This is a genomic window from Kribbella sp. NPDC048928 (genome assembly GCF_043197975.1).
GTDB lineage: Bacteria > Actinomycetota > Actinomycetes > Propionibacteriales > Kribbellaceae > Kribbella.
Genome location: NZ_JBICUC010000001.1, coordinates 849,337 through 870,868, shown reverse-complemented (window position 1 = coordinate 870,868; position 21,532 = coordinate 849,337). Strand labels below are relative to the sequence as shown.

22 protein-coding genes are annotated in these 21,532 nt (G+C 69.1%); 9 read left to right on the top strand and 13 right to left on the bottom strand.

The window, feature by feature from the left end; translation table 11 throughout:
* Positions 1–6 precede the first annotated feature (6 nt).
* A complete protein-coding gene (locus ACGFI6_RS04120) occupies positions 7–729 on the top strand; it encodes a PIG-L deacetylase family protein (protein ID WP_393115141.1) in 723 nt (240 codons plus the stop codon).
* On the opposite strand, the gene ACGFI6_RS04115 is transcribed toward ACGFI6_RS04120, so the two are convergent.
* The 4 genes from ACGFI6_RS04115 to ACGFI6_RS04100 all read right to left on the bottom strand — a co-directional run bounded on the left by ACGFI6_RS04115 (position 719) and on the right by ACGFI6_RS04100 (position 3,540).
* Positions 719–1,150, bottom strand: coding sequence for a hypothetical protein (locus ACGFI6_RS04115; protein ID WP_393115140.1), 432 nt, complete (start codon positions 1,148–1,150; stop codon positions 719–721). The genes ACGFI6_RS04120 and ACGFI6_RS04115 overlap by 11 nt on opposite strands.
* A 46-nt stretch (positions 1,151–1,196) precedes the next feature.
* Positions 1,197–2,000, bottom strand: coding sequence for an alpha/beta fold hydrolase (locus ACGFI6_RS04110; RefSeq protein WP_393115139.1), 804 nt, complete (start codon positions 1,998–2,000; stop codon positions 1,197–1,199).
* 11 nt (positions 2,001–2,011) lie between these two features.
* Complete coding sequence (locus ACGFI6_RS04105) at positions 2,012–2,548, bottom strand: DUF6817 domain-containing protein (RefSeq protein ID WP_393115138.1); 537 nt, start codon at positions 2,546–2,548, stop codon at positions 2,012–2,014.
* 74 nt (positions 2,549–2,622) lie between these two features.
* Positions 2,623–3,540 carry a LysR family transcriptional regulator gene (locus tag ACGFI6_RS04100; protein WP_393115137.1) on the bottom strand — a complete coding sequence of 306 codons (918 nt, stop codon included), beginning with the start codon at positions 3,538–3,540 and terminating at the stop codon, positions 2,623–2,625.
* An 85-nt stretch (positions 3,541–3,625) separates the two neighbouring features.
* Between ACGFI6_RS04100 and ACGFI6_RS04095 the strand changes: the two genes are divergently transcribed.
* A complete protein-coding gene (locus ACGFI6_RS04095) occupies positions 3,626–4,378 on the top strand; it encodes an SDR family oxidoreductase (RefSeq protein ID WP_393115136.1) in 753 nt (250 codons plus the stop codon).
* A 10-nt stretch (positions 4,379–4,388) separates the two neighbouring features.
* Positions 4,389–5,402 (top strand): alcohol dehydrogenase catalytic domain-containing protein, encoded by a 1,014-nt coding sequence (locus ACGFI6_RS04090; RefSeq protein ID WP_393115135.1) that lies wholly within the window; start codon positions 4,389–4,391, stop codon positions 5,400–5,402.
* Between the two features lie 127 nt (positions 5,403–5,529).
* On the opposite strand, the gene ACGFI6_RS04085 is transcribed toward ACGFI6_RS04090, so the two are convergent.
* Both ACGFI6_RS04085 and ACGFI6_RS04080 read right to left on the bottom strand, forming a co-directional pair.
* The gene (locus tag ACGFI6_RS04085; protein ID WP_393115134.1) at positions 5,530–5,961 is read right to left on the bottom strand and encodes a DUF6319 family protein; all 432 of its coding nucleotides are present in this window, start codon (positions 5,959–5,961) and stop codon (positions 5,530–5,532) included.
* 39 nt (positions 5,962–6,000) lie between these two features.
* A complete protein-coding gene (locus ACGFI6_RS04080; RefSeq protein ID WP_393115132.1) occupies positions 6,001–6,618 on the bottom strand; it encodes a TetR family transcriptional regulator in 618 nt (205 codons plus the stop codon).
* A 70-nt stretch (positions 6,619–6,688) separates the two neighbouring features.
* On the opposite strand from ACGFI6_RS04080, the gene ACGFI6_RS04075 reads away from it, so the two are divergent.
* The gene (locus ACGFI6_RS04075) at positions 6,689–7,066 is read left to right on the top strand and encodes an ester cyclase (protein WP_393115131.1); all 378 of its coding nucleotides are present in this window, start codon (positions 6,689–6,691) and stop codon (positions 7,064–7,066) included.
* Entirely contained in the window at positions 7,066–8,493 is a 1,428-nt protein-coding gene (locus ACGFI6_RS04070; protein ID WP_393115129.1) for an MFS transporter, read from the top strand. The genes ACGFI6_RS04075 and ACGFI6_RS04070 overlap by 1 nt, the downstream gene beginning before the upstream one ends.
* Here the strand turns inward: ACGFI6_RS04070 and gndA are convergent.
* A complete protein-coding gene (gene gndA, locus ACGFI6_RS04065; protein WP_393115128.1) occupies positions 8,421–9,860 on the bottom strand; it encodes an NADP-dependent phosphogluconate dehydrogenase in 1,440 nt (479 codons plus the stop codon). The two genes, ACGFI6_RS04070 and gndA, sit on opposite strands and share 73 nt — an antisense overlap.
* 119 nt (positions 9,861–9,979) lie before the next feature.
* Between gndA and ACGFI6_RS04060 the strand changes: the two genes are divergently transcribed.
* Entirely contained in the window at positions 9,980–13,135 is a 3,156-nt protein-coding gene (locus ACGFI6_RS04060; protein ID WP_393115126.1) for a DUF2961 domain-containing protein, read from the top strand.
* Positions 13,132–13,653, top strand: coding sequence for an isochorismatase family protein (locus ACGFI6_RS04055; RefSeq protein WP_393115125.1), 522 nt, complete (start codon positions 13,132–13,134; stop codon positions 13,651–13,653). Before ACGFI6_RS04060 ends, ACGFI6_RS04055 begins: the two co-directional genes overlap by 4 nt.
* Positions 13,654–13,690: 37 nt before the next feature.
* On the opposite strand, the gene ACGFI6_RS04050 is transcribed toward ACGFI6_RS04055, so the two are convergent.
* Both ACGFI6_RS04050 and tyrS read right to left on the bottom strand, forming a co-directional pair.
* Positions 13,691–14,512, bottom strand: coding sequence for an NAD(P)H-binding protein (locus tag ACGFI6_RS04050; protein WP_393115124.1), 822 nt, complete (start codon positions 14,510–14,512; stop codon positions 13,691–13,693).
* A gap of 102 nt (positions 14,513–14,614) precedes the next feature.
* Positions 14,615–15,832 carry a tyrosine--tRNA ligase gene (tyrS, locus tag ACGFI6_RS04045; protein WP_393115123.1) on the bottom strand — a complete coding sequence of 406 codons (1,218 nt, stop codon included), beginning with the start codon at positions 15,830–15,832 and terminating at the stop codon, positions 14,615–14,617.
* Positions 15,833–16,062: 230 nt separating this feature from the next.
* On the opposite strand from tyrS, the gene idi reads away from it, so the two are divergent.
* Entirely contained in the window at positions 16,063–16,620 is a 558-nt protein-coding gene (gene idi, locus ACGFI6_RS04040; protein ID WP_393115122.1) for an isopentenyl-diphosphate Delta-isomerase, read from the top strand.
* Here the strand turns inward: idi and ACGFI6_RS04035 are convergent.
* The gene (locus tag ACGFI6_RS04035) at positions 16,597–17,466 is read right to left on the bottom strand and encodes an NAD(P)/FAD-dependent oxidoreductase (RefSeq protein ID WP_393115121.1); all 870 of its coding nucleotides are present in this window, start codon (positions 17,464–17,466) and stop codon (positions 16,597–16,599) included. The genes idi and ACGFI6_RS04035 overlap by 24 nt on opposite strands.
* A 79-nt stretch (positions 17,467–17,545) precedes the next feature.
* On the opposite strand from ACGFI6_RS04035, the gene ACGFI6_RS04030 reads away from it, so the two are divergent.
* Entirely contained in the window at positions 17,546–18,457 is a 912-nt protein-coding gene (locus tag ACGFI6_RS04030) for a GNAT family N-acetyltransferase (RefSeq protein WP_393115120.1), read from the top strand.
* On the opposite strand, the gene ACGFI6_RS04025 is transcribed toward ACGFI6_RS04030, so the two are convergent.
* The 3 genes from ACGFI6_RS04025 to ACGFI6_RS04015 form a co-directional block, all read right to left on the bottom strand.
* Positions 18,422–19,411, bottom strand: coding sequence for a 2-dehydropantoate 2-reductase (locus ACGFI6_RS04025; protein WP_393115119.1), 990 nt, complete (start codon positions 19,409–19,411; stop codon positions 18,422–18,424). The two genes, ACGFI6_RS04030 and ACGFI6_RS04025, sit on opposite strands and share 36 nt — an antisense overlap.
* A 131-nt stretch (positions 19,412–19,542) precedes the next feature.
* Positions 19,543–20,502 (bottom strand): ABC transporter permease, encoded by a 960-nt coding sequence (locus ACGFI6_RS04020; protein ID WP_393115118.1) that lies wholly within the window; start codon positions 20,500–20,502, stop codon positions 19,543–19,545.
* 3 nt (positions 20,503–20,505) lie between these two features.
* Positions 20,506–21,432 carry an ABC transporter permease gene (locus ACGFI6_RS04015; RefSeq protein WP_393115117.1) on the bottom strand — a complete coding sequence of 309 codons (927 nt, stop codon included), beginning with the start codon at positions 21,430–21,432 and terminating at the stop codon, positions 20,506–20,508.
* Positions 21,433–21,532: the final 100 nt, after the last annotated feature.

Genomic DNA, 21,532 nt, shown 5'->3' with positions numbered 1-21,532 from the left:
TCGAGCATGAACGCAGTGGACAAGCTGGAACCGGTCGTTGAGGACTGGCAGAAGGCGCTCGCCGTCGTGGCGCATCCGGACGATCTTGAGTTCGGTGCGGCGGCGGCGATCGCACGGTGGACCGGTCAGGGCAAGCAGGTCGTGTACTGCCTGCTCACCTCCGGCGAGGCGGGGATCGACGGCGTCGACCCGGCGGAGTGCGGCCCGTTGCGGGAGGCCGAGCAGATCGAGTCCTCCCGGATCGTCGGGGTCTCGGCGGTGGAGTTCCTCGGCCAGCCCGACGGCACCATCGAGTACGGCGTGGCGCTGCGGCGCGTGATCGCGGCCGCGATCCGGCGGCACCAGCCGGAGATCGTCATCACCAACAACTTCCGCGACACCTGGGACGGCGACGTCACGCTGAACCAGGCCGACCACATCAACACCGGCCGCGCGACCGTGGACGCGGTCCGGGACGCCGCGAACCGCTGGATCTTCCCGGACGCCGGCGACAAGTGGGACGGCGTCCGGCAGGTCTGGGCGTCCGGCTCACCGAACTCACGGCACGCAGTGGACACCACCGACACGTTCGAGGTCGGCGTCCGCTCGCTGCAGGCGCACAAGGCCTACATCGACGGCCTGAACTGGCCCGACTTCGACCCTGAGGAGTTCCTCGAGGGGGCGTCCCGGCCGGCCGGGACGCTGCTCGGGACGAGGTACGCGGCCCGCTTCGAGGTCCTTACTCCGTGAGGTCGTCTGGGTCGCCTAGGTCGCGGTAGGCGAGCAGGTGCGGCGGCGTCGGCCTCGGGCGCCGCGGCTCACGGTCGCCGGCCGTGCCGGGGCCGGGCGGGTTGTTCGGCCCGGCCCAGGAACGGACCAGCGCGCGGCCGCCCTTGCGGGTCATCCGGTGCAGGTCGATCCGCTGCACCTGAGCGGCCGGGATGCCGAGCTGCGCGAGGCTGCGGTTCACCATCTCGCAGGCCGCGTCGTGCTTGCGCGGCGACATGTTCTGCTGCAGGACGACCGCGATCGAGCCGTCCGGCAGATCCTCGATCCGCTGGAACTTCATGCCCTTGTCCAGCGACCAGGAATGCAGGGCCAGGTCGATGTAGTCGGCGTTGGAGAGTCGCCGATCGGGCTTCGCACGCGCAACCACTTCGTATCGGGCCATATCCCGATCATCCGTCGCCGGCGCCGGGATTTCCAGCAATCTGCGATCAGCGAAGTGCGTCGATCGCGGCGGCGACCTCAGTGGGATTCGAGATCAGGGTCAGGTGGTTGGCGCCGGGGATCAGCGTCGGCGCCGGAGCCCCGATCCGCGTCGCGGTCTCGGCCGCATTGCCGCCGTTGGTGTCGTCCGCTCCGAAGACCACCGACTTCGCGACGTCGACGTCCTTGAGCTTGGCGAGCCGTTCGGGTGCGACCGCGGGGATCCCGTGGGCGGTCATCTCCCACAGCGCCTTCTCGGCACCCGGCTGCCGGAATGGCCGCGTCCACTCATCGACATCCATCGCGGGGCAACCGGGGGAGCAGACGCTGTTGTAGATCTTCTTGAGCAGCCAGCCCTGATCGAGCACCAGCCGGAACAGCGAGGTCCGGTACGGCGGCACCACGAGCCACCTGGGTGGCCCGGCCTGCCCGCCCGGCAACGGCAGCCCGTCGCCGTCCAGGAACATGATGCCGCCGACCCTCTCCGGCGCCTCCAACGTCGCCTCGGCCACGATGCCCGCACCGAGCGAGTGCCCCACCAGGATCGGCCGCGGCTGCCCCGGCCCGCCGAGGTGCATGGCGTCCAGGAAGCCGAGCAGTTGCGCCGCGAGGTGCTCGATCGTGTACGGGGCCTTGCGCTCGGAGTACCCGTAGCCGGTGATGTCGTACGCGTACACGCGATGGTTCTTCGCGAGCAGTGGGACGAGCCGCGACCAACTGTCGACGGACTCCGCGGCACCGTGAACGAGGACGACGGGCGTTCCCGACGTACCCAGGAGTCGTAGGAACCCCCGCCACAGGAACCGTTTCACGGCTCCTAGTTTTACAGCTGCAGGATGCGCTGGGCCTCGGTGAGGACCGTGGGGGAGCCCAGGGACTGCCAGCGCGGCAGGAGTTCCTGGAGGTACGGGCGTAGCCGTACGGCCTGCTCGGCGTCGTTGTCGAGGACGTCGAGCTCGTTGACGATCGTCAGGTCGACGAAGTCGCGGAGGTCCTCGGCGCCGAGCTCCTCCGACGTACCGGTGAAGCGGTCGGCGGTGGTGCGGTGCTCGGCGAGGTCGCGCCAGGTCGTCTGCCGGTCGCAGGCCCCGTACCGGTAGACGATTGCCTCGGCCGCCGGGCCGATCACCGACTCGAGCACCGGGCGTTCGGTCCGCCAGTCGAACAGATGCGTCGGGAAGCCGTCGGTCCCGTACGCGGCGTGCGCCAGGGCAGCGAGCACCAGCGTGTCGGACGCACCGAGCGATCCGAGACGCTTGGCGACGCGGTGCAGGTGCACGTACAGGCTGCCGCCGGCATGGTCGAGCTCGTCCGCGCCACGCACCATCAGCAGCGAACCCAGATCCTCGAAAGTGCTCATCTGACCCCTTCTCACCTCGGAGCGGTCAAACCCGCAGATCAACCACGGTAAAGCCTGCGCCTACCCCCTGCCCATCACTCCGGCGTGGCTGCGGGTAACGGGGTGAGAGTGTGGCGGGTCTGTTCCAGGAGCAGGTGGAGCATCGGATTCGCCGTGTGCCGGGGCCAGATGAGGGCGAGGACGTTCGGCTCGGCGTCGATCAACGGGAGCCAGGTCAGTCGCGGGTGGGCGAAGTACGTGACTGTGGAGGCCGGCGCGATCCAGCAGCCGTGCCCCGCCGCCACCAGATGCAGGCACTCCTCGGGCGTCCGCGCCTGGGGGCCGAAGATCGCTCGGGTGCCGTCCGGGCGCGGGTCGATGAACCAGAAGTCGATGACGGCCGCGGGCATCCCGTCGCGAGGACCGACCACCGGTACGTCGGCGAGGTCCGCGATGCGCAACGCCGTACGGGACTCGAGCCGGTGCCCTGGTGGCAGCGCGACCCACCGCTCCTCGGGCAGCAGCGGATGGACGGTGAACCGCGGATCGTCGCCGATCGGCAGCCACAGGAACGCGGCGTCCGCACGCCCGGACGTCAGCGCGTCCAGCTCGTCCGGCAGCGTGTGCACCGAGAGCGGCCGGATCTCGAGCTCCGGCACCTGCTGCCGTACGGCGGCCTCGACCGCAGGCATGAAGTGCGCCGTGCTCTGCGCCTTGAACGCGATCCGCAACGGGTCCGGCCGTCCGGACGCGGCCACCCGCGCCTCGGCCACCATCGCCTGCGCCGACGACAGCAACGCAGCGCCCTGCTTGAGCACGACCTCACCGGCCGCGGTCAGCTCGATCCCGGTGGGCCGGCGTTCGACCAGCGGCGTACCGACGACGCGCTCCAGTTGACGGATCTGGCCACTGACTGCCTGCTGCGTCAGGTTGAGGGTGCGCGCGGCCCGGGTCATGCTGCCCTCGGCCGCGACGGCGTCGAGCGCCTGCAAGAGCCGCAAGCTCAGATCCACCCGATCATCGTGCCACAAGGGTCTCTTGTGGCCCGCCAACCAGACTCTGTTTCCGCACCGGGCGATCACGGCGCAGGATCGAACCATGGCAGACAGAACGCTCGACGGGAGAACCGCGCTCGTCACCGGTTCGTCGAAGGGCCTGGGCCGGGCGATCCTGCTCCGGCTCGCGGCGCTGGGCGCGGACGTCGTGGTCAACTACTCGCGGGACGCGGCCGCCGCGCAGGAGGTCCTGGACGCGGCGAAGGCCCTCGGAGTTCGTGCGATCGCGGTCGCCGCCGACGTGTCCGAGGTGGCCGGCATCCAGCGGCTGTTCGACGCGACGCTCGACGAGTTCGGCCGGCTCGACATCGTGGTCGCGAACGCCGGGATGGAGAAGGTGAACGTACCGGTCGCGGAAGTCACCGAAGAGGACTTCGACCTGCTGTTCCGGGTCAACACGAAGGGCCCGTACTTCGTCCTGCGCGAGGCGGCCCGGCGGATCGCGGACAACGGGCGGATCATCACGATCTCGTCGAACACCACCACCGTGCCGCAGCGGGGCGTCGGCCTGTACGGCACCAGCAAGGTCGCGACCGGATACCTGGCCCGCGTCCTCGCGCTCGAACTCGGGCCGCGCGGGATCACCGTGAACACGATCGTCCCGGGCCCGATCGACGGCGCCGGGATCTTCACCGACCCGGCCAACGACGGGTACAAGCAGAGCCTGGTCGCGATGGTGCCGATCGGGCGCCTGGGAACGACCGAGGACGTGGCCGGCATCGCGGCCTTCCTGGCCGGTGACGATGCCGGACTGATCACCGGGCAGCAGCTCATCGCCGACGGCGGAATGCACTGAAGGGGAAGTTATGACTGGAACTATGCGGGCAGCCCAGGTCCAGCAGGCGGGTGGACCGTTCGTCGTCACCGACGTACCGATCCCGGAGCCCGGCGCCGGGCAGATCCGGGTGCAGGTGCACGCGTGCGGCATCTGCGGCGGCGACGCGATCCCGCGGAACGCGCTCTTCGGGACGACGCTGCCGCGGATCCCGGGCCACGAGATCGCCGGCGTCGTGGACGCGGTCGGCGCGGGCGTCACGGTCTGGGAGACCGGGCAGCGGGTCGGCGTCGGCTGGTCGGGAGGCGTCGACTTCACCTGCGAGTTCTGCCGGAGAGGCGACTTCACGAACTGCGTGAGCCGCACGATCGTCGGTACGTCCTACGACGGTGGGTACGCCGAGTACCTGGTGGTGCCGCAGGACGCGGTGGCGCGGATCCCGGAGGCGCTGAGCTTCGAGGATGCGGCGCCGTTGATGTGCGGCGGGATCACTGCGTTCAACGCGCTGCGGCACGCGCACGCCGGGCCTGGGGACACGGTCGCGGTGCAGGGCGTCGGCGGGGTCGGTCACCTGGCGATCCAGTTCGCCGACAAGATGGGCTTCCGGACCGTGGCGATCAACCGCGGACGGGACAAGGAGAAGCTCGCGCGGCAGCTCGGGGCCGACGAGTACATCGACAGCACGGAGGGCGACGCCGGCGAAGCGCTGAAGGCGCTCGGTGGCGCAGCCGCGATCCTCGCGACAGTGTCCCGTGCGGATCTCCAGAGCGACCTGGTCAAGGGCCTGCGCCCGAACGGTCAGCTGATCGTTCTCGAGGGCGGCGATCCGATCGAGGTCACCGGACACGTGCTGTCCGACGGCCGGCTCTCGGTCTCCGGCTGGTACTCCGGGGTGGCGCAGGACTCCGAGGAGACGCTGAACTTCGCCGTCCTGAAGAACATCCGGCCGATCATCGAGACCTACCCGCTGGAGCAGGCCGAGGAGGCCTGGCAACACCAGCCGAAAGCGAACCTCCGGATCGTCCTCAAGACCCAGCCGGAGTAGCGGCCGAGTAGTTGCTGAGCAGTTACCAGGACCCGCCCGCAACCACCTCACACAGTTGCGGACGGGCCCTGCCCGTGGTCATCAGGGAAGTTGACCACCACGGGAAGCATGCGTCGGGATGCGGCGGTCAGTCCAGGTCGGCGAGCGCCTGGCGGGCGGCCTCGAGCTCGGCCTCCAGGGCGGCGACCTTGGCGGCCTGCTGCGAGCGGGCCTCCTCGATGACCTCGTCGATCGGGGTCGACAGGTCTTCGTGCAGCTCCTTGGCGGCGCGGGAGACCGCGGCGGCGGCCACGGCCAGGTCGCGCGCGAGGTACGTCGTGCCCTGCTTGAGCTCGGCGCGCCACTCACCGTCCGCCGTCCCGGTGACGGTCAGCGTGAGCTCGATGGTCTTGGCCTTCTTGCCGGCCGCCTTCTTCGCCGGGGCCTTCTTCGGCTTCGGCGCCTCGTCGACAGGCTCCGGCGAGGTGGCCGGCTCGGAAGACTGGGTGGGCGTCTCGACGGTGCTGGGAGTGTCGATGAGGTCGGACGGCGCTTCTACTGCCAGAGTGTCTACAGTCATCGTTGCGGCGATCTCCTTCGGACTGGCGCTGGACGACTATTAGAACATATGTTCGATCGACACGCCAACCAGCTTCTGCAGGAAGCGATCGACCTGGTCCGCCAGCGGTGGAAGGTCGGCCTCCGGCTCGTTGATCCGGATCGACACCGCGCCGTGCACGGCTGAGCGCAGGTCGAGCGCCACGGCCGCAGCATCGTCCGCCGGCGCCAAACCGGCATCCATGCAGGCCTGTACCGCGGCAATCGCGCGCACCGACAGCTCTTCCTTGAAGATCAGGTGCATTCGCCGGTTCAGGGTGCTCTCGTGCAGCACCTTGTAGAGGCCGGCGTACTCCCGCGTCCAGCTGCCGAGGAAAAGCAGCCGCGCGCGGAGTCGGCGGACCGGATTGTCGCCGCCGCTCGCCTCGGCCTGCTCAAGGTTGTGCAGCAAGTCGGTGGTGGACTGCTCGAGCGCTGCGAAGACGAGCTCGTCGCGGTCGCTGAAGTGGATGTAGACCGACGTCGCCGCGATCCCGACCTCGCGGGCGACCGCGCGCAACGAGAGCGCCTCGTCGTCGCCGAGCTCGTTCAGCATCCGCAGCGCGGCGTCGATGATCTCGCGCCGCAGCAGGTCGCCCTGCCCGCGCCGGTTCCGGCTCCGCGTCGTCCCTGCGTCCATGCAGCCGATTGTATTGCAACGCACGTTGCCATACAGTCGTAGCACTACAGCTGTTCACTTAAGGATGATCATGAGCGAGCGGAACAAGCAGACCGTCCTCGACTTCTACGAGCTCGGCCTGAATCAGAAGGACTTCCACGCCGCGGCCAAGCTGCTCGGCGACAGCTACGTCCAGCACAACCCGCGGATCGCGGACGGCGTCGAGGGCTTCGAGGCGTTCCTCGCCACCCTCCGCCAGGACTTCCCGGACCTGAAGGCCGAGGTCAAGCGCGTGTTCGCCGACGGCGACCACGTGATCGCCCACGTCTACGGCGTCCGCGTGCCGGGGCAGCCGGGGACGGCGATCGTCGACATCTTCCGCCTCGACGGCAACGGCCGGATCGTCGAGCACTGGGACGTCATGCAGCCGGTTCCGGACACCTCCGCCAACCCGAACGGCATGTTCTGATGACAACCACGGACGCGCCGCCGCAGGTGGACGTACGGCGGTGGTGGGCGTTGGGTGCGGTGGCGACGGCGCAGTTGATGGTCGGGATCGATCTGACGATCGTGAACATCGCGCTGCCGTCGATGCAGAAGGATCTGGGGCTGTCGGATCCGTCGCGCCAGTGGGTGATCACGCTGTTCGCCCTCGGGTTCGGAGGACTCCTACTGATCGGCGGGCGGATGAGTGACCTGATCGGGCGGAGGAGAGCGCTCCTGATCGGGCTGACCGGCTTCGCGCTGGCGTCGGCGCTCGGGGGAGCCGCCACGGGAGGGGGGATGTTGCTGGCAGCACGTGGTCTGCAGGGCGCCTTCGGTGCGCTCCTGACACCTGCCGTACTGGCAACACTCGCTGCCTCGTTCCCGTCGCCCGCCGAGCGTGGCAAGGCATTCGGGATCTACGGCGCTGTCATGGGCAGTGCGTCCGGCCTGGGCGTACTGGCCGGTGGCGTGCTCACGGAGTACCTGGACTGGCGCTGGTCCATGTACGTCAACCTCCCCATCGCAGCGCTCGCCGCGGCCGGCGTCCTGTACGCAGTGCCCGCGGTGCAGCGCACCAGTGGTGTGCGGATCGACGTACTAGGTGCAGTGCTGGCGACTGCAGGACTCATGGGCGTCGTGTTCGGCTTCGGCCGGGCAGAGTCGGACGGCTGGGGTGCACCCGCGACGTATGGGCCACTGGCCGCCGGTGTGGTGCTACTGGCCGCGTTCCTGGCCGTACAGGTCCGGGTGACGTCGCCGCTGCTACCGCTGCGGGTCCTCAAAGATCGCAAGCGCGGCGGTTCGTACCTGGCGGTGTTCAGCCTGGCGATCGGGATGTTCGCCGCCCTGTTCTTCCTGACCTTCTACCTGCAGACCGTGCGCCACTACTCGCCCCTCAGGGCCGGGCTGAGCTTCCTTCCGCTGACGGTCGGCCTCATGGCCGGTGTGCGCGTTGTCAGCCGGCTGCTTGCCAGGGTCAGCGTGCGGGCGCTCATCTGCCCAGGAATGCTCGCCATCGCGGCAGGGCTTGCACTGCTCGGCCTGCTCCGTGCTGACAGCAGCTACTGGCTACAGGTCGTCCCAGTGTTCCTGCTGGTCGGCCTGGGGTCAGGGTGGGTGCTGGTGACGGCGAACAGCACCGCAACGCTCGGGGCCGGCGCAGACAGCGCAGTGGCCGGAGCCATGGTGATGACATCCCAACAGGTCGGTGCCTCACTGGGTACTGCGCTGCTCAGCACAGTCGCCGGCACCGTGGCCGCCCACTCCGACGCCGTCCACGGGTTCAACGTGGCCGGCGTCGGAGCGGCAGGCTTCCTGTGTGTTGCCGCGGTCGCGGTCTACTGGGTGCTCTCGGAGCGGTCGCCGGACCACTCCAGGTGGAAGCTGCCCTCGCGGTCCACACGCTTGTAGGTGTGCGCGCCGAACAGGTCGCGCAGACCCTGGATCAGTGCGGCCGGCAGTCGCTCCGCCCGCAGACCGTCGTAGTACGACAGGGCGGCCGAGAAGCCCGGAGCCGGTACGCCGACGGTCGCCGCGGTCGCGACCACCCGGCGCCACGCCTCCTGACCGTTCGCGACCGCGTCCCGGAAGTAGTCGTCGACGAGCAGCGACGGCAGCGCCGGGTTCCGGTCGTACGCCTCCTTGATGCGGTCCAGGAACCGCGCCCGGATGATGCACCCGCCCCGCCAGATGGTCGCCATCGCGCCGAGGTCGATGTCCCAGCCGTACTCGTCGCTGGCGGCCCGGATCGCGTCGAAGCCCTGCGCGTAGGCGACCAGCTTCGACGAGTACAGCGCGTGCCGGACGTCGTCGATGAACTGCTGCCGGTCGACGTCCGCCTTCGCGTCGGCCGGTCCGGGCAGCACGCCGGCGGCAGCCTCCCGCCGGACGACGTCACCGGACAGCGAGCGGGCGAAGACGGCCTCTGCCATCCCGCTGACCGGGATGCCCAGGTCGAGCGCGGACTGGACCGTCCAGCGGCCGGTGCCCTTCTGCTCGGCCTGGTCGAGGACGACGTCGACGAACGCACCGCCGGTGGTCGGGTCGGTCTGGCTGAGCACCTCGGCGGTGATCTCGATCAGGAACGACTCGAGGTCGCCGGTGTTCCAGTCCCGGAACACGTCCGCGAGCTCCGCCGGGGACAGCCCGAGCACGTGCCGGAGCAGGTCGTACGCCTCCGCGATCAGCTGCATGTCGGCGTACTCGATGCCGTTGTGGAGCATCTTCACGAAGTGACCGGCACCGTCCGGACCGACGTGCACGCAGCACGGCTCGCCGTTCACGTGCGCGGAGATCTTGGTCAGCATCGGCTCGAGCGCGGCGTACGACTCCGGGGAACCGCCCGGCATGATGCTCGGGCCGTTCAGCGCGCCCTCCTCGCCGCCGGAGACTCCGGAGCCGACGAAGTGCAGGCCCTTGTCGCGGAGTGCGGCCTCGCGGCGCCGGGTGTCCAGGAAGTGCGCGTTGCCCGCGTCGACGACGATGTCGCCCTCGTCGAGCAGCGGCACCAGTTCGTCGATGACGGCGTCGGTCGGGGCGCCGGCCTTGACCATGATGATCACCCGGCGCGGCAGCTCGAGCGACTCGACGAAGCCCGCGAGGTCCGTGGACGGCACGAACTCACCCTCGGAACCGAACTCCTTCACCAGCGCATCCGTACGGGCCTGGGACCGGTTGTGCAGGGCGACGCGGAACCCGTTGCGCGCCAGGTTCCGGGCCAGGTTGCGGCCCATCACCGCAAGGCCGGTGACGCCGATCTGGGCTTTCTCAGAGCTCATCGAATCTCCCGCAAAGTCTGAAGTTGTGTGCGGGGTCCAGTCTGCCTGAGGCCTTCTCATCGGCAAACATCGGTGGTAGACATCTCAGAAATCGATTTCCCATGACGAAGGAACCGCCCATGCTCCGTCGTGCCGTCGTACTCCTGGTGTCTTCCGTCCTGCTGCTGACAGGCTCGGTATCAGCTACCGCCGCGGCGTCGACGGGGGGTGACAACGGTCCCGTCGGATGGGACGTCTACCGCCAGCTCGACCGCCTTCCCGAGTTGCAGACCGGCGTCCGTACGAAGCAGTTCTCCAGCTTCGGACGGGACGGGACGAACAACGACGGCTTCGACGGTACGTACTCGTGCCTGCGAACCACCGACGCGGGCTGTGTGATCGCCGAGGACAGTGGACCGGGCGAGGTCGCCTCGATCTGGTTCACCCGCGACGAGGGCAACGTGACCAGGACCGGCACGATCACCGTCGAGCTCGATGGCAAGCAGGTGCTGCACGGTTCGCTGCAGGACGTCGTCGACGGCAAGCTCGGCGCACCGTTCAGCTACCCACTGGTCGCGAACGGCATCCAGTCCAGCGGCGGTGTCTACCTCCGGGTCCCGATGCCGTACCGATCCTCGATGCGGATCACCACGCAGACCAACCCGCTCTTCTACCACGTCGACTACCGCCAGTTCCCGGATGCGAACGGCATCAGGACGTTCGACCCGAACGACAAGGCGGAGGACGTGCTCGCGCTGCTGAACGCGGCCGGCACCATGGACCCGAAGCCGGCCGCCGCCAACGCCCGTACGACCTCCACGCCGTTGAACGTTGCCCCGGGCAAGCAGGTCACCCTGGCCGATGCGTACGGGCCCGGTGAGCTGAGCGCCCTGCGGCTGAAGCTGCCGGACATCGTCGGGCTCGACCTGAAGAGCTTCGCCGACGACGGCCGCGCGTTCCTGGGCGGCAGCACATTCACCGTGAAGATCGATCCGGCCAACACCGGCGTACGGCTGACGCGGCGGATGGACCTGCGGATCGGCAACCAGCGCGCGAAGATCCTCGTCGACGGTGCGCCGGCCGGCGAGTGGGCGCCGCTCAAGGCGCAGGGCGCGCAGTGGTACGACCAGTCCGTCGACCTGCCGGCCGCACTGACCGCGGGCAAGTCGCAGATCACGATCACCAACCAGTTCGTCTCCTCCGACCTGGACTTCAACGAGTTCGCCTACTGGGTGGACTCCGCAGCAGGCCGTACTGACACCCTCGATGTCGGCCCCAATCACGTCGCCGACGAGCAGGCTCACCGGTACGCGATCACGCAGCAGAACTGGAGTGGCGAGCACGCGATGGCGTACGCGGCGACGGACGCGGACGCGGCGCGGGTGAAGCCGTCGGACACGCTGCTGGCCGGTGTTCGCGTCCAGGTGACCGTCGACGGGCAGAAGCGCGTCGACGCCCCGTTGGGCGAGTTCTTCGGCTCCGGTCTCGGTGAGGACCCGGTCCGGTCGCTCTTCTTCGCCATGGATCCCGACGGCTGGTACTCGTCCTGGTGGCCGATGCCGTACGTCGCCCGTGCGACGGTCAAGCTGGTGAACACCACGGCATACCCACTGAAGGGACAGGCCGAGGTGACATCCGCAGCGGACGGGCGCAAGGCGGCCGAACTGGCGACCGGAAAGATCGGCTACTTCACCGCGATCTCGCAACGCGGCGAGACCACGCAGGGCAGCGACTGGAACTTCGCGGACGTCGTCGGGCGGGGGAAGTTCGTCGGCGTCTCGCAGACGATGGAGGGACTGCTTGCCGACGGCAACACTCGCGGGTACCTCGAGGGCGACGAGCGGGTGTACGTCGACGGTGAGCGGACGCCGGCCATCCACGGCACCGGGACCGAGGACTACTACGAGTCCGGGTGGTACTTCAACGCCGGCACGTACTCGAGCCCGTTCCACGGCAACTCGGCGCACGAGGTCCGCGCCGGGTTCTGCACGAACGAATGCGACGGCGCGTGGCGGCTGCACATCACGGACTCGGTCGCGTTCGAGAACCAGTTGAACTTCGGGATCGAGCACGGGCAGCAGGACGACCATCCGGCGATCTACGGCTCGACGGCGTTCCTCTACACGGCGGCCGGCTTCGGTGCCCGCGAAACCGACCGGGTCGACGTCGGGTCCGCGGCGAGCCGGCAGCAGCACGGGTACACCGACACCGGTACGCAGGCGGACCTCAGCGCCGCGTACGAAGGTGACCACGACAACATCACCCTTACCGACCAGGTCCGCTCCAGCTCCGGCCCGGTCCGCTTCCGCGCGAAGATCGATCCGGCCAACCAGGGCGTCACTCTTCGCCGTACCAGCGATCAGAACAATGCCGGGCAGTCCGTGCAGGTGATTGTCAACGGCAAGGATTCAGGGCTCTGGCTCCAGCCGCTCGGCAACACTCATCAACGCTGGCTGGACGACAACTACCAGTTGCCCGCAGCAATCACCGTCGGCCGCGACCACCTGGACATCGAGCTCCGGCCCAGTGGACCGGCGTGGACAGCGTCGTCGTACGTCGTCCAGTCGCTCACGCGGCCGTACGTGGACCGTCGTGCACCGGGTGCGGTCGCCGGGCTCGCTGCCGTCGGGCGAAGCGACAACGCGATCAACGTGACGTGGAACGATGTCGCGGACGAGAGTGGGATCGCGCAGTACAAGGTGTACGGCGCTCGGGCGGGCGGCGCGGAGAAGCTGCTCGGGACGAGCCCACTGCCTGGATTCCTGCACGACGGACTCGGGCTGGGCGAGACCTGGACGTATCGCGTCGCGGCCGTGGACCTCGCCGGCCACACCGGTCCGAAGTCGCCTGCGGTGGCGGGAACGAGCGGTACGACGCTGCGGGTCGAGGGCGAGTCGATGTTGCCGCCGGTGTCGTCGACGGTCGCAGTCGATCCGCAGGGGAACTGCTGCGGTGCCAGTTGGTCGGGCGGCGCACAGGCCTGGATCCACAGCGCAAAGGTGGGCGACAAGGCCGTGTTCGGTTTCAACGTGCCGACGACCGGGTCGTACCAGCTGTCGACCACCCTGACCAAAGCGGCCGACTACGGCCTCCTCGACGTGCAGGTCGACGGCGGAGCGGCCGTCGCGTTCGACGGCTACCAGGCGTCCGGAGTCGGTACCCAAACGGTTGACCTAGGCAACGTTCAGCTGACCGCCGGTACGCATCAACTAGCTCTGACCGTGACCGCCAAGAACCCAGCCGCAACCGGCTACCTCGCCGGGCTGGATGTGCTGAACCTTAAGCTCACTCCGTGAACCCTTTGGAAGCCCGCCGTACTGCACTCGTGCTGATCGACCTGATGCCACGGATCGTCCAACTGGAGACCGGACCGCTGAGCGGTCCGGAGGTCCTCGAACGATCCGTGGCGGCGGCCGCCGCGACCCGCGCGGCCGGCGGCCTGGTGGTGAATGTACGGGTCGAACGACCGGGCGTCGATGTGCAACCCGAGGGCAGCGGCTTCGCGCCGGAGGCCGCGCCGCAGCCGGGCGATCTGGAGATCGTCAAGCGGGCGGTGGGCGCCTTCGGGCGCACATCGCTGGACGCCGAACTCCAGTCCCGCGGCATCGCTAACGTCGTGCTGGCCGGCATCGCCACCAACTTCGGCGTCGAGTCGACCGGCCGCGCCGCCTCCGACCTCGGCTACGAGACGCTGTTCCTCACCGACGCCATGACCGGCCTCAGCTCCGAGGCCCACGCGTTCGCCGTCATGCAGATCTTCCCGCGCCTGGGCACGCCCTGCAGCACCGCGGAGTACCTGGACGCGCTCAGGTAGTGCGGTTCCGGTGAGGGTGCCGTGGCCGGGGAGGGGGTCAGGCGAAGCGGGCCGCGTTCTCCTCGATCCAGGAGCGGAGGGTCCGGGCCGGGTGGCCGGTGACGTTCTGGACGGTGTCGTTGGTCGAGGTCTCGTCGATGGTGCCGTCGGCGAAGAAGGACTCGATGGCGGTGGCGTAGGGCTCGGGCATGGACGCGTTCAGCTCGGCGTGGGTCTCGGCGCGCGTCATCGGGTACGTCGTGAGCGGGCGGCCGAGGGTCTCGGCGAGGATCGCGACCTGTTCCGCGGGGGTCAGCGCGACCGGGCCGGTCAGGCGGAGGATCTCGCCGTTGTGCCGGCCCTGCAGCGCCTGCGCCGCGACGTCGCCGATGTCGCGCGGGTGAATCGTCGCCACTGGTACGTCGGGGAACTGCACGCGGACCTCGTCGCCGGCTTGGAGCTGGTCGTGCCAGCGCAGCGTGTTCGACATGAACGAGTTCGGGCGCAGGAACGTCCACTCCACGCCCGCGGCCCGGGCGGCCTCCTCGGTCGCGTGGTGATAGGCCGCGACCGCATTCGTCAGCTCGCCGTCGAGTGAGCTGCTGGACAGTACGACGACGTTGCGTACGCCGGACTTGACCGCGTTCGCGAGCAATTCCTCGAGTCCTTGATAGCCGCTCAGCAGGAAGATGCCGGTCACGCCGGGTAATGCGTCCGCGAACGTCTCCGGCCGATTCAGGTCGCCGTACACCGGCTCGATGCCGGCCGGCAGCTCCGTCGCGGCCCGGATCAGTGCCCGGGCGGGGATGCCCTGCGCTGCCAGCGATTGCACAACGGCGCCGCCCGCGTTTCCGGTCGCGCCGGTAATCAGGATCGTCACCGGCCCAGCGTGCCACGATCCCGGCCGACGGCGGGACACTTCGGCACGCTTGGAAGTCAGCCTGGACCGCCACGCAGGCAGAACCCGCTGATTTGCGCGGTTTCAGGCCTCCAAAGGGGACTTCTGCCTGCGTGGCGGTCCAGCGATCACGCGATGCCAGGCTCGCGGACCGGAGCGGACGACCGTCGGCGCGGTCAGGTCGATCGGGGCGGCAGGGTCGTCGTGGCGCCGGCTGTCGATGGTGACGGCGCCTTGGCGGACCAGCCGTCGGAGGCTGGAGTTGCTGGCCGACGGGTCGATGGCGCGCAGTACGTCGAGGACGGTCGGGCGCTCCTGCGTGACGGTGATCGTAGGGATCTCGCCCGGTTGAGCGCGGTCCGTGAACGTACGGCGGAAGGCTGCGAGCTCGGCCTTCGCGGTGCCGGCGCCGTGGTAGCGGGTGACGACCGCGGCGGCCAGCCGGAGCTTGGCGTCGCGTGCCGCCGGACCGGTGGCGTCCGCGAGCGCGGCGACCGTCTCGAGCGGGAGTTCGGTGTACACCCGGGCGTACACCTCGACCAGCGAGTCCGGGATGCTCATCAGCTTGCCGAACTTGTCCCGCGGGCTGTCGGTCAGTCCGATGTAGTTGTTCAGCGACTTGGACTGCTTGGCGTGACCGTCGATCCCGGGCGTGATCGTCGTCGTGATCACCGCCTGCGGCGGCGCGCCCAGCCGCTGCTGGAAGTGCCGCCCGAGCTGCTCGTTGAACAGCTGGTCCGAACCCACGATGGTCAGATCGCTCTGCATCGCGAAGCTGTCGTACCCCTGCAGCACCGGGTACACCAGCTCGTGGACGGCGATCTCCCGCCCGGCCGCGACCCGGACCCGGAACATGTCGCGGCTCATCAGCTGCGCCTGCGTGACCTGGGCGAACAGCGTCAGCAGCTCCGCCACCGGCATCGCGTCGTACCACTCGGAGTTCCGGCGCACCTCGAAGACCTCGGGATCGGTACGCAGGACCAGCGACACCTGCTCCAGGAACGAGGCAGCGTTCGCGTCGATCTGTTCGGGGGACAGTACGGGGCGGGTCGTGGAGCGTCCGGTCGGGTCGCCGACGCGCGTGGTGAGGTCGCCGAGCAGGAACACGACCCGGTGCCCGAGGTCCTGGAGTTGGCGCATCATCCACAGGTTGACGGCGTGCCCCAGATGCAGGTCCGGCGCGGTGCAGTCGACGCCGTACTTGATCCGCAGCGGCCGCCCGGACTCCAGGCGTTCCCGCAGGTCGTCCTCGCCGACGATCAGGTCGGTGGTCCTGCGTAACCGGTCGATCACAGAGTTCATCGGGGTTCCTCTCGAGACAGCGGAGGCACCTCGATTGACCACCAGTGCCTCCGGGAAACGGAAAGAGGCAGGAACCGGACGGTTCCTGCCTCGGAGGCTCTGGGTGTTGCGACTGCGGGACTACCGAACGCCGGCTCCACCCAGAGCCGGTCGATAGGTCACGCAGTGCTTGGTCACACCGGGAGGCTAGCAGGCGTGAGGGGCCGCCGGAATCCGATTACGCTCGACCGGTGATCGACGAGCGGGTGGTACTGGTGGACGAGCGCGGGCGCGCGATCGGGACCGAGGCGAAGGCCGCGGTCCATCACGCGGCGACGCCGCTGCACCTGGCGTTCTCCTGTTATGTCGTCGACGCGGCAGGGCGGGTGCTGCTCACCCAGCGCGCGCTGCACAAGCTCACCTGGCCGGGCGTCTGGACGAATAGTTGCTGCGGGCACCCACTCCCCGGCGAGCCGGTCGAGCAGGCGGTCCGGCGCCGGCTCGCGGACGAGCTCGGCATTGTCGTGGACGCGGTGGACCTGGTGCTGCCCGAGTTCAGGTACCGCGCCGAGATGCCGACCGGCATGGTCGAGAACGAGATCTGCCCGGTGTACCGAGCGTGGTGGACCGGCGACCCGGCCCCCAACCCAGCCGAGGTCGCCGCCTGCCGGTGGGCCGAATGGCCCGAGGTGCAAGGCATCCCGGACCTCTCGCCCTGGTGCCTCCTGCAACTCGACCAGCTCGTCGGACTCCCCGCCGACTGGCCGGTCGCGGATCGTTCCCGGCTACCAGCCGCCGCCCAGCTCTAGCTCCAGAAGGTCGCTGTGTACGGCGACCGCCACCGTGCTGGCATGCCCCGCTGCACCGATCGCGAGCAGCGCCGGTACGGCAGTAGTGCCGACCGCGTAGACCCCGGGCACGGTGGTCCGCCCGCTCCCGTCCGCGACGACCGCACCGTCCGCGACCTGACAGCCGAGGTGCTCGGCCAGGTCGCTCTGCTGGTGCTGCCGTACGACGACGAACACCCGCCGCGCCGCCAGGTCCTCACCGGTGGACAGCCGCACGCCCGATCCCACCTCGGTCACGCGCTCGGTCCGCACCTTCACCCCGGCAACCGACAGCCGATACGACTGGGCATCGGTGAGCTCGTCGCCGTCCGTGCAGAACACCACGTCGTCGCTCCAGCGGCTGAGCAGCAATGCGCGCGCCACCCCTCGGTCCGGCGCACCGCGCATCCCGATCTGGACGAGCGGCTGATCCCGCACCTCCCACCCGTGGCAGTGCGGGCACGCCACCACCGACTGACCCCAGCCGTCGGCCACACCGGGCACGTCGGGCAGCTCGTCCCGTAGGCCGGTCGCCAGCACGACCGTACGGACATGGGTGCCGTCGACCACGAAGCCGTCGTCGTCGGCAACCACGTCCTCGACGCGGGCGTCCCGCACCTCGACGCCGTACTCGGCAAGCTGCCGGCGCCCGGTTGCCAGCAGCTCGCCCGGCGCCGGATCGACCGCGCCGAGGAAGTTGTGCACGTGCGACGCGGCACGGTTCCGCGCCCGGTCGTCGTCGAAGAGCAGCACCTGTCGGCGCGCCCGTCCCAACGTCAGCGCGGCCTGCAGTCCGGCCACGCTCCCACCTACTACTACGACATCCATCTGCTCATCATACGAGAAAGTCTGTCTCACATCTTAAAATCACTGGCTTGACCCACGATCCGGACTGCCTAATGGCGCCATGATCCAGATCAGGCCGGTCGTGACCGATGCCGACTACGAGGCCTGGCGGCAGATCCGCCTCGCCGTGCTGCCCGGCGAGCGCGCGCCGAGTGTCGCCGAGCTCCGGCAGGCCGCCACGCCGCAACGGCTGTTCCTGCTCGCCGAGCTGGACGGCACCGTCGTCGCCCATGGCCTGGCCGATCGGTCGAACGAGGAGGATCGCGCCGCCGTGATGGCGCGGGTCCATCCGGAGGCCCGCCGGCACGGCATCGGTACGGCCCTGCTCCGCGAGCTGGCCGAGCATGCCCGGGCCGAGGGCTTCACGATCGCCGGCTGCAGCGTCGACGACGAGGGATCGTTCGCGTTCGCGCAGCGCTTCGGCTTCACCGAGTTCCTCCGCCAGGTCGAGCAGGTACGCCCGATCGCGCCCGACGAGCCCTGGCCGGCCACCCCGACGGAGTACGCCGTCGTCACGGTCGCGGAGCGCCCCGAGCTGTGGGCGAAGGCGTACGAGCAGGTCGCGATCCCGACGCTGCCGGACCTGGACACCACCGCACCGCTGCGCGTGACGCCGGAGGAGTGGGCGACCGAGTGGATCAACGACCCGGCCGCGATGTTCCTCGCCGTGGACGGTGACGACGTGATCGGTGTCGCGGGGCTGATGCTCGACACCGACCGGCCCGAGCGCGCCGAGGTCGCCTACACCGCCGTACGGCAGGAATGGCGGGGCAAGGCGGTGGGGTCGACGCTGAAGCGGTCGAGCATGGCGTGGGCGGCCGAACACGGCATCACCGAGATCTACACGTGGACGCAGCAGGGCAACGCGAACATGCGGCGGCTGAACGAGCACCTCGGCTTCACGTACGGCCAGGTGGGGATCAACGTGCGCGCGAACCTACCGCTGAAGTTCCCGGAGCAGGCCGGCTCCTGACCAGGAGCGCCGCGCGGTCTCGGCGGCGCGGATCAAGGCGATCAGCCGGGCGTTGACCGGCGCCTCGCGGCCGAGCGACTCTGCGAGCCGGACGACCTCGCCGTTCAGGTGGTCGATCTCGGTGGGGCGCCCGGCCTCCAGGTCCTCCCACATCGACGTACGGGCCAGTGGGTCGACGGCCAGCACCTTGCTCGCGAGCCGGCGGAACAGGAAGTCGGGCATCCGCAGTACGGCGGGGAAGCGGTGCATCGGTACCGCCAGGAGTTGCGCCGGGCGGATGCCGGCCGCGTCGAGGAGAGCGAGCGCCTCGGCCTGCGCGGCGGCGAGGCAGCGGCGGTACGCGCGCTGCGACAGCTCGTCGCGCAGCGGGAGGTTCGAGAGCGCGTTGATCGGGTTGTTCAGGTTCAGCAGCAGCTTCGACCACTGCACCGGGACGATGTCGTCGTGCTGTGTGAGGGGAAGGCCCGCACGGTCGAAGGCGTCCAGGTACGGCGCGAGAGCTGGATCCTGCTGGACGTCGAGCTTGCCCTCGGTGCCCTGGTGGAAGACCCCACCGCCCCGATTCAGCACGTTGAACGGGACCATGCCGGACACCACAACCTGCTCCACGAGCCTCGATCGCAGCACGTCACCGTTGCGCAGGCCATTCTGGAAGCTGACAACCACAGCGCCGGGCTTGAGTACGGATGCCAGCTCGTCAGCCGCCTGTGCGGAGGCCGCGGACTTCACCGTGACCAGCACAAGGTCCGCGTCGGCGGCACCAGCCGGGGTGGTGCTGAACGCTACGCCAGCGATCCGGAGGTCGGCGCCCAGGTAGTCGGTCAGCCGCAGCCCGTTCGCGGCCAGCTCGGTCGCCATCCGGGTCCGCCCGACGAATGTCACCGGCGTACCTGTCGCGGCGAGCCGGCCGCCTACATAGCAGCCGATTCCACCCGCACCATAGACGGCGATCATGGGGAACAACGTACCGAAGGACGGGTAGTGGTCGGCACTGGAACGTTTCGATCCTGTCCGCTGAGCCGAAACCACCCACCACTACCCGTCCTTCGGTACACCAGGGCAACCCGACCAAGGACCCTGGATGTTCAGTGCAGCCGGACCCGCGGATCCAGCACGGCATACCCGATGTCGACCAGGATGTTCGCCACGACGACCGCGGCCGAGGCGAACAGGACGATGCCGATGATCACCGGCAGGTCCTGCTGGTTGATGGCGGTCACCGCGGTCTGTCCCAGTCCCGGCAGGCTGAACACGGTCTCGATCACGACCACGCCCCCGATCAACTGCCCGAGGTCGATCCCGAACTGCGTGACCACCGGCGTCAGCGCGCTGCGCAGGCCGTGCCGGACGATCACCCGGCTCTCCCGGATGCCCTTCGACCGCGCGGTCCGGATGTAGTCCTCACCGAGAACGTCCAGCATCGAACCGCGGGTCAGCCGGGTGTACGTTGCCGCCAGCAACAGTGCGAGCGCGACCCAGGGCAGCAGCAGGTGCTGGAACCAGGGCCCGACGCCGCCGGCCAGCGGCGAGTACCCGCCGGCCGGGAACCAGTTGAAGCCTGCCAGCGTGAGCCGGAAGTACAGGAAGTACAGCAGCAGCAGGCCGAGCAGGAACGACGGGAACGAGTAGAAGAACAGCGAGAACAACGTCAGCCCACGATCCGCCAGCGAGCGCGGATGGATCGCGGAGACGACACCGTTGAACACGCCCAGCAGCAGCCACAGGATCGACGCGCCGATCGCCAGCGACACCGTGATCGGCAGCGCCTGCCCGATGATGTGTGTCACCGAAACCTGGTGGTAGTAGTCGTACCCGAGGTTGCCCTTCAACGCGTTGCCGAGGAAGTGCAGGTACTGCTTCCAGACCGGTAGGTCGAGACCCAGCCGGTGCTTGATCAGTGCGATCGTCTCCGGTGTCCCCTGACGGCCGGCGAGCGTCTGCGCGACGTTGCTCGGAGCAACGAAGAACAGGGCGAACACCGCGACGCTGATCAGCCACATGACCAGGATCCCGTGGCCGATCCGGCGGAGCAGGAACATGGCCATGGTTCAGCTCCGATCTGCGCGGGGGTCGAAGGCGTCCCGGACCCCGTCGCCGAAGAGGTTGAAGGCGAGCGTGGTGATCAGCAGCGCCAGGCCGGGGAACAGGATGAACCACCACGCGGTCGTGTAGTAGTTCTGCGACGCGCTGATCATCCCGCCCCAGTCGGCCGTCGGCGGCGGCAGTCCGAGCCCGAGGAACGACAACGTCGCCTGGACCACGATCACCACCGGGATCAGCAGCGTGGTGTAGACGATCACCGGCGCGGCCACGTTCGGCAGCACGTCGACGAACATGATCCGCCGGTCGCTCGCCCCGAGCGACCGGGCCGCCTCGACGAACTCGCGTTCGCGCAGCGACAGCACCTGGCCGCGGACGATCCGCGCCACCGACGCCCAGCTGAAGCAGCCGATCACCAGCACCGTGACGCTCAGGCTGGGCCCGGTCACGGACACCAGCGCGATCGCCACCAGCAGGAACGGCATCGACAGCACCACGTCGATCAGCCGCGCCAGGATCGTGTCGGTGATCCCCCCGAGGAACCCCGCCGCGAGTCCCAGCACGACTCCGATCGCGACCGTGATCGCGGTCGCGATCACGCCGACGAGCAAGGAGATCCGGGCCCCGTACGCGATCCGTACCAGCACGTCCCGGCCGAGGTCGTCGGTACCGAACCAGAAGGTCCCGTTCGGCCCGCGCGGCAACCCGTCCGGGGTCAGCCCGATGTCTCGGTACTGCTCGTTCGGCGGATGCCCGGTGAGCGCGGTGAACACCGGCGCGAAGATCGCCATCAGCACGATCAGCAGGATCACGACCAGCGAGATCATCGCCACCTTGTCCTTGCGCAGCCGCCGGAGCGCCAGCGAGAACGGACTCCGCCCCTGGATCGCCTTGGGCTCGTCGACAACATCCACCATCTCGATCGCGGCGGTCATGGGGCCTCCCGGTCTGGACTGAGGAGCGAAGGGAGCGAAGCGACTGGAGCGACGAGGGGAGACCGGGAGTCACAGCCCCATGACCCGTCGCGACGGAGTC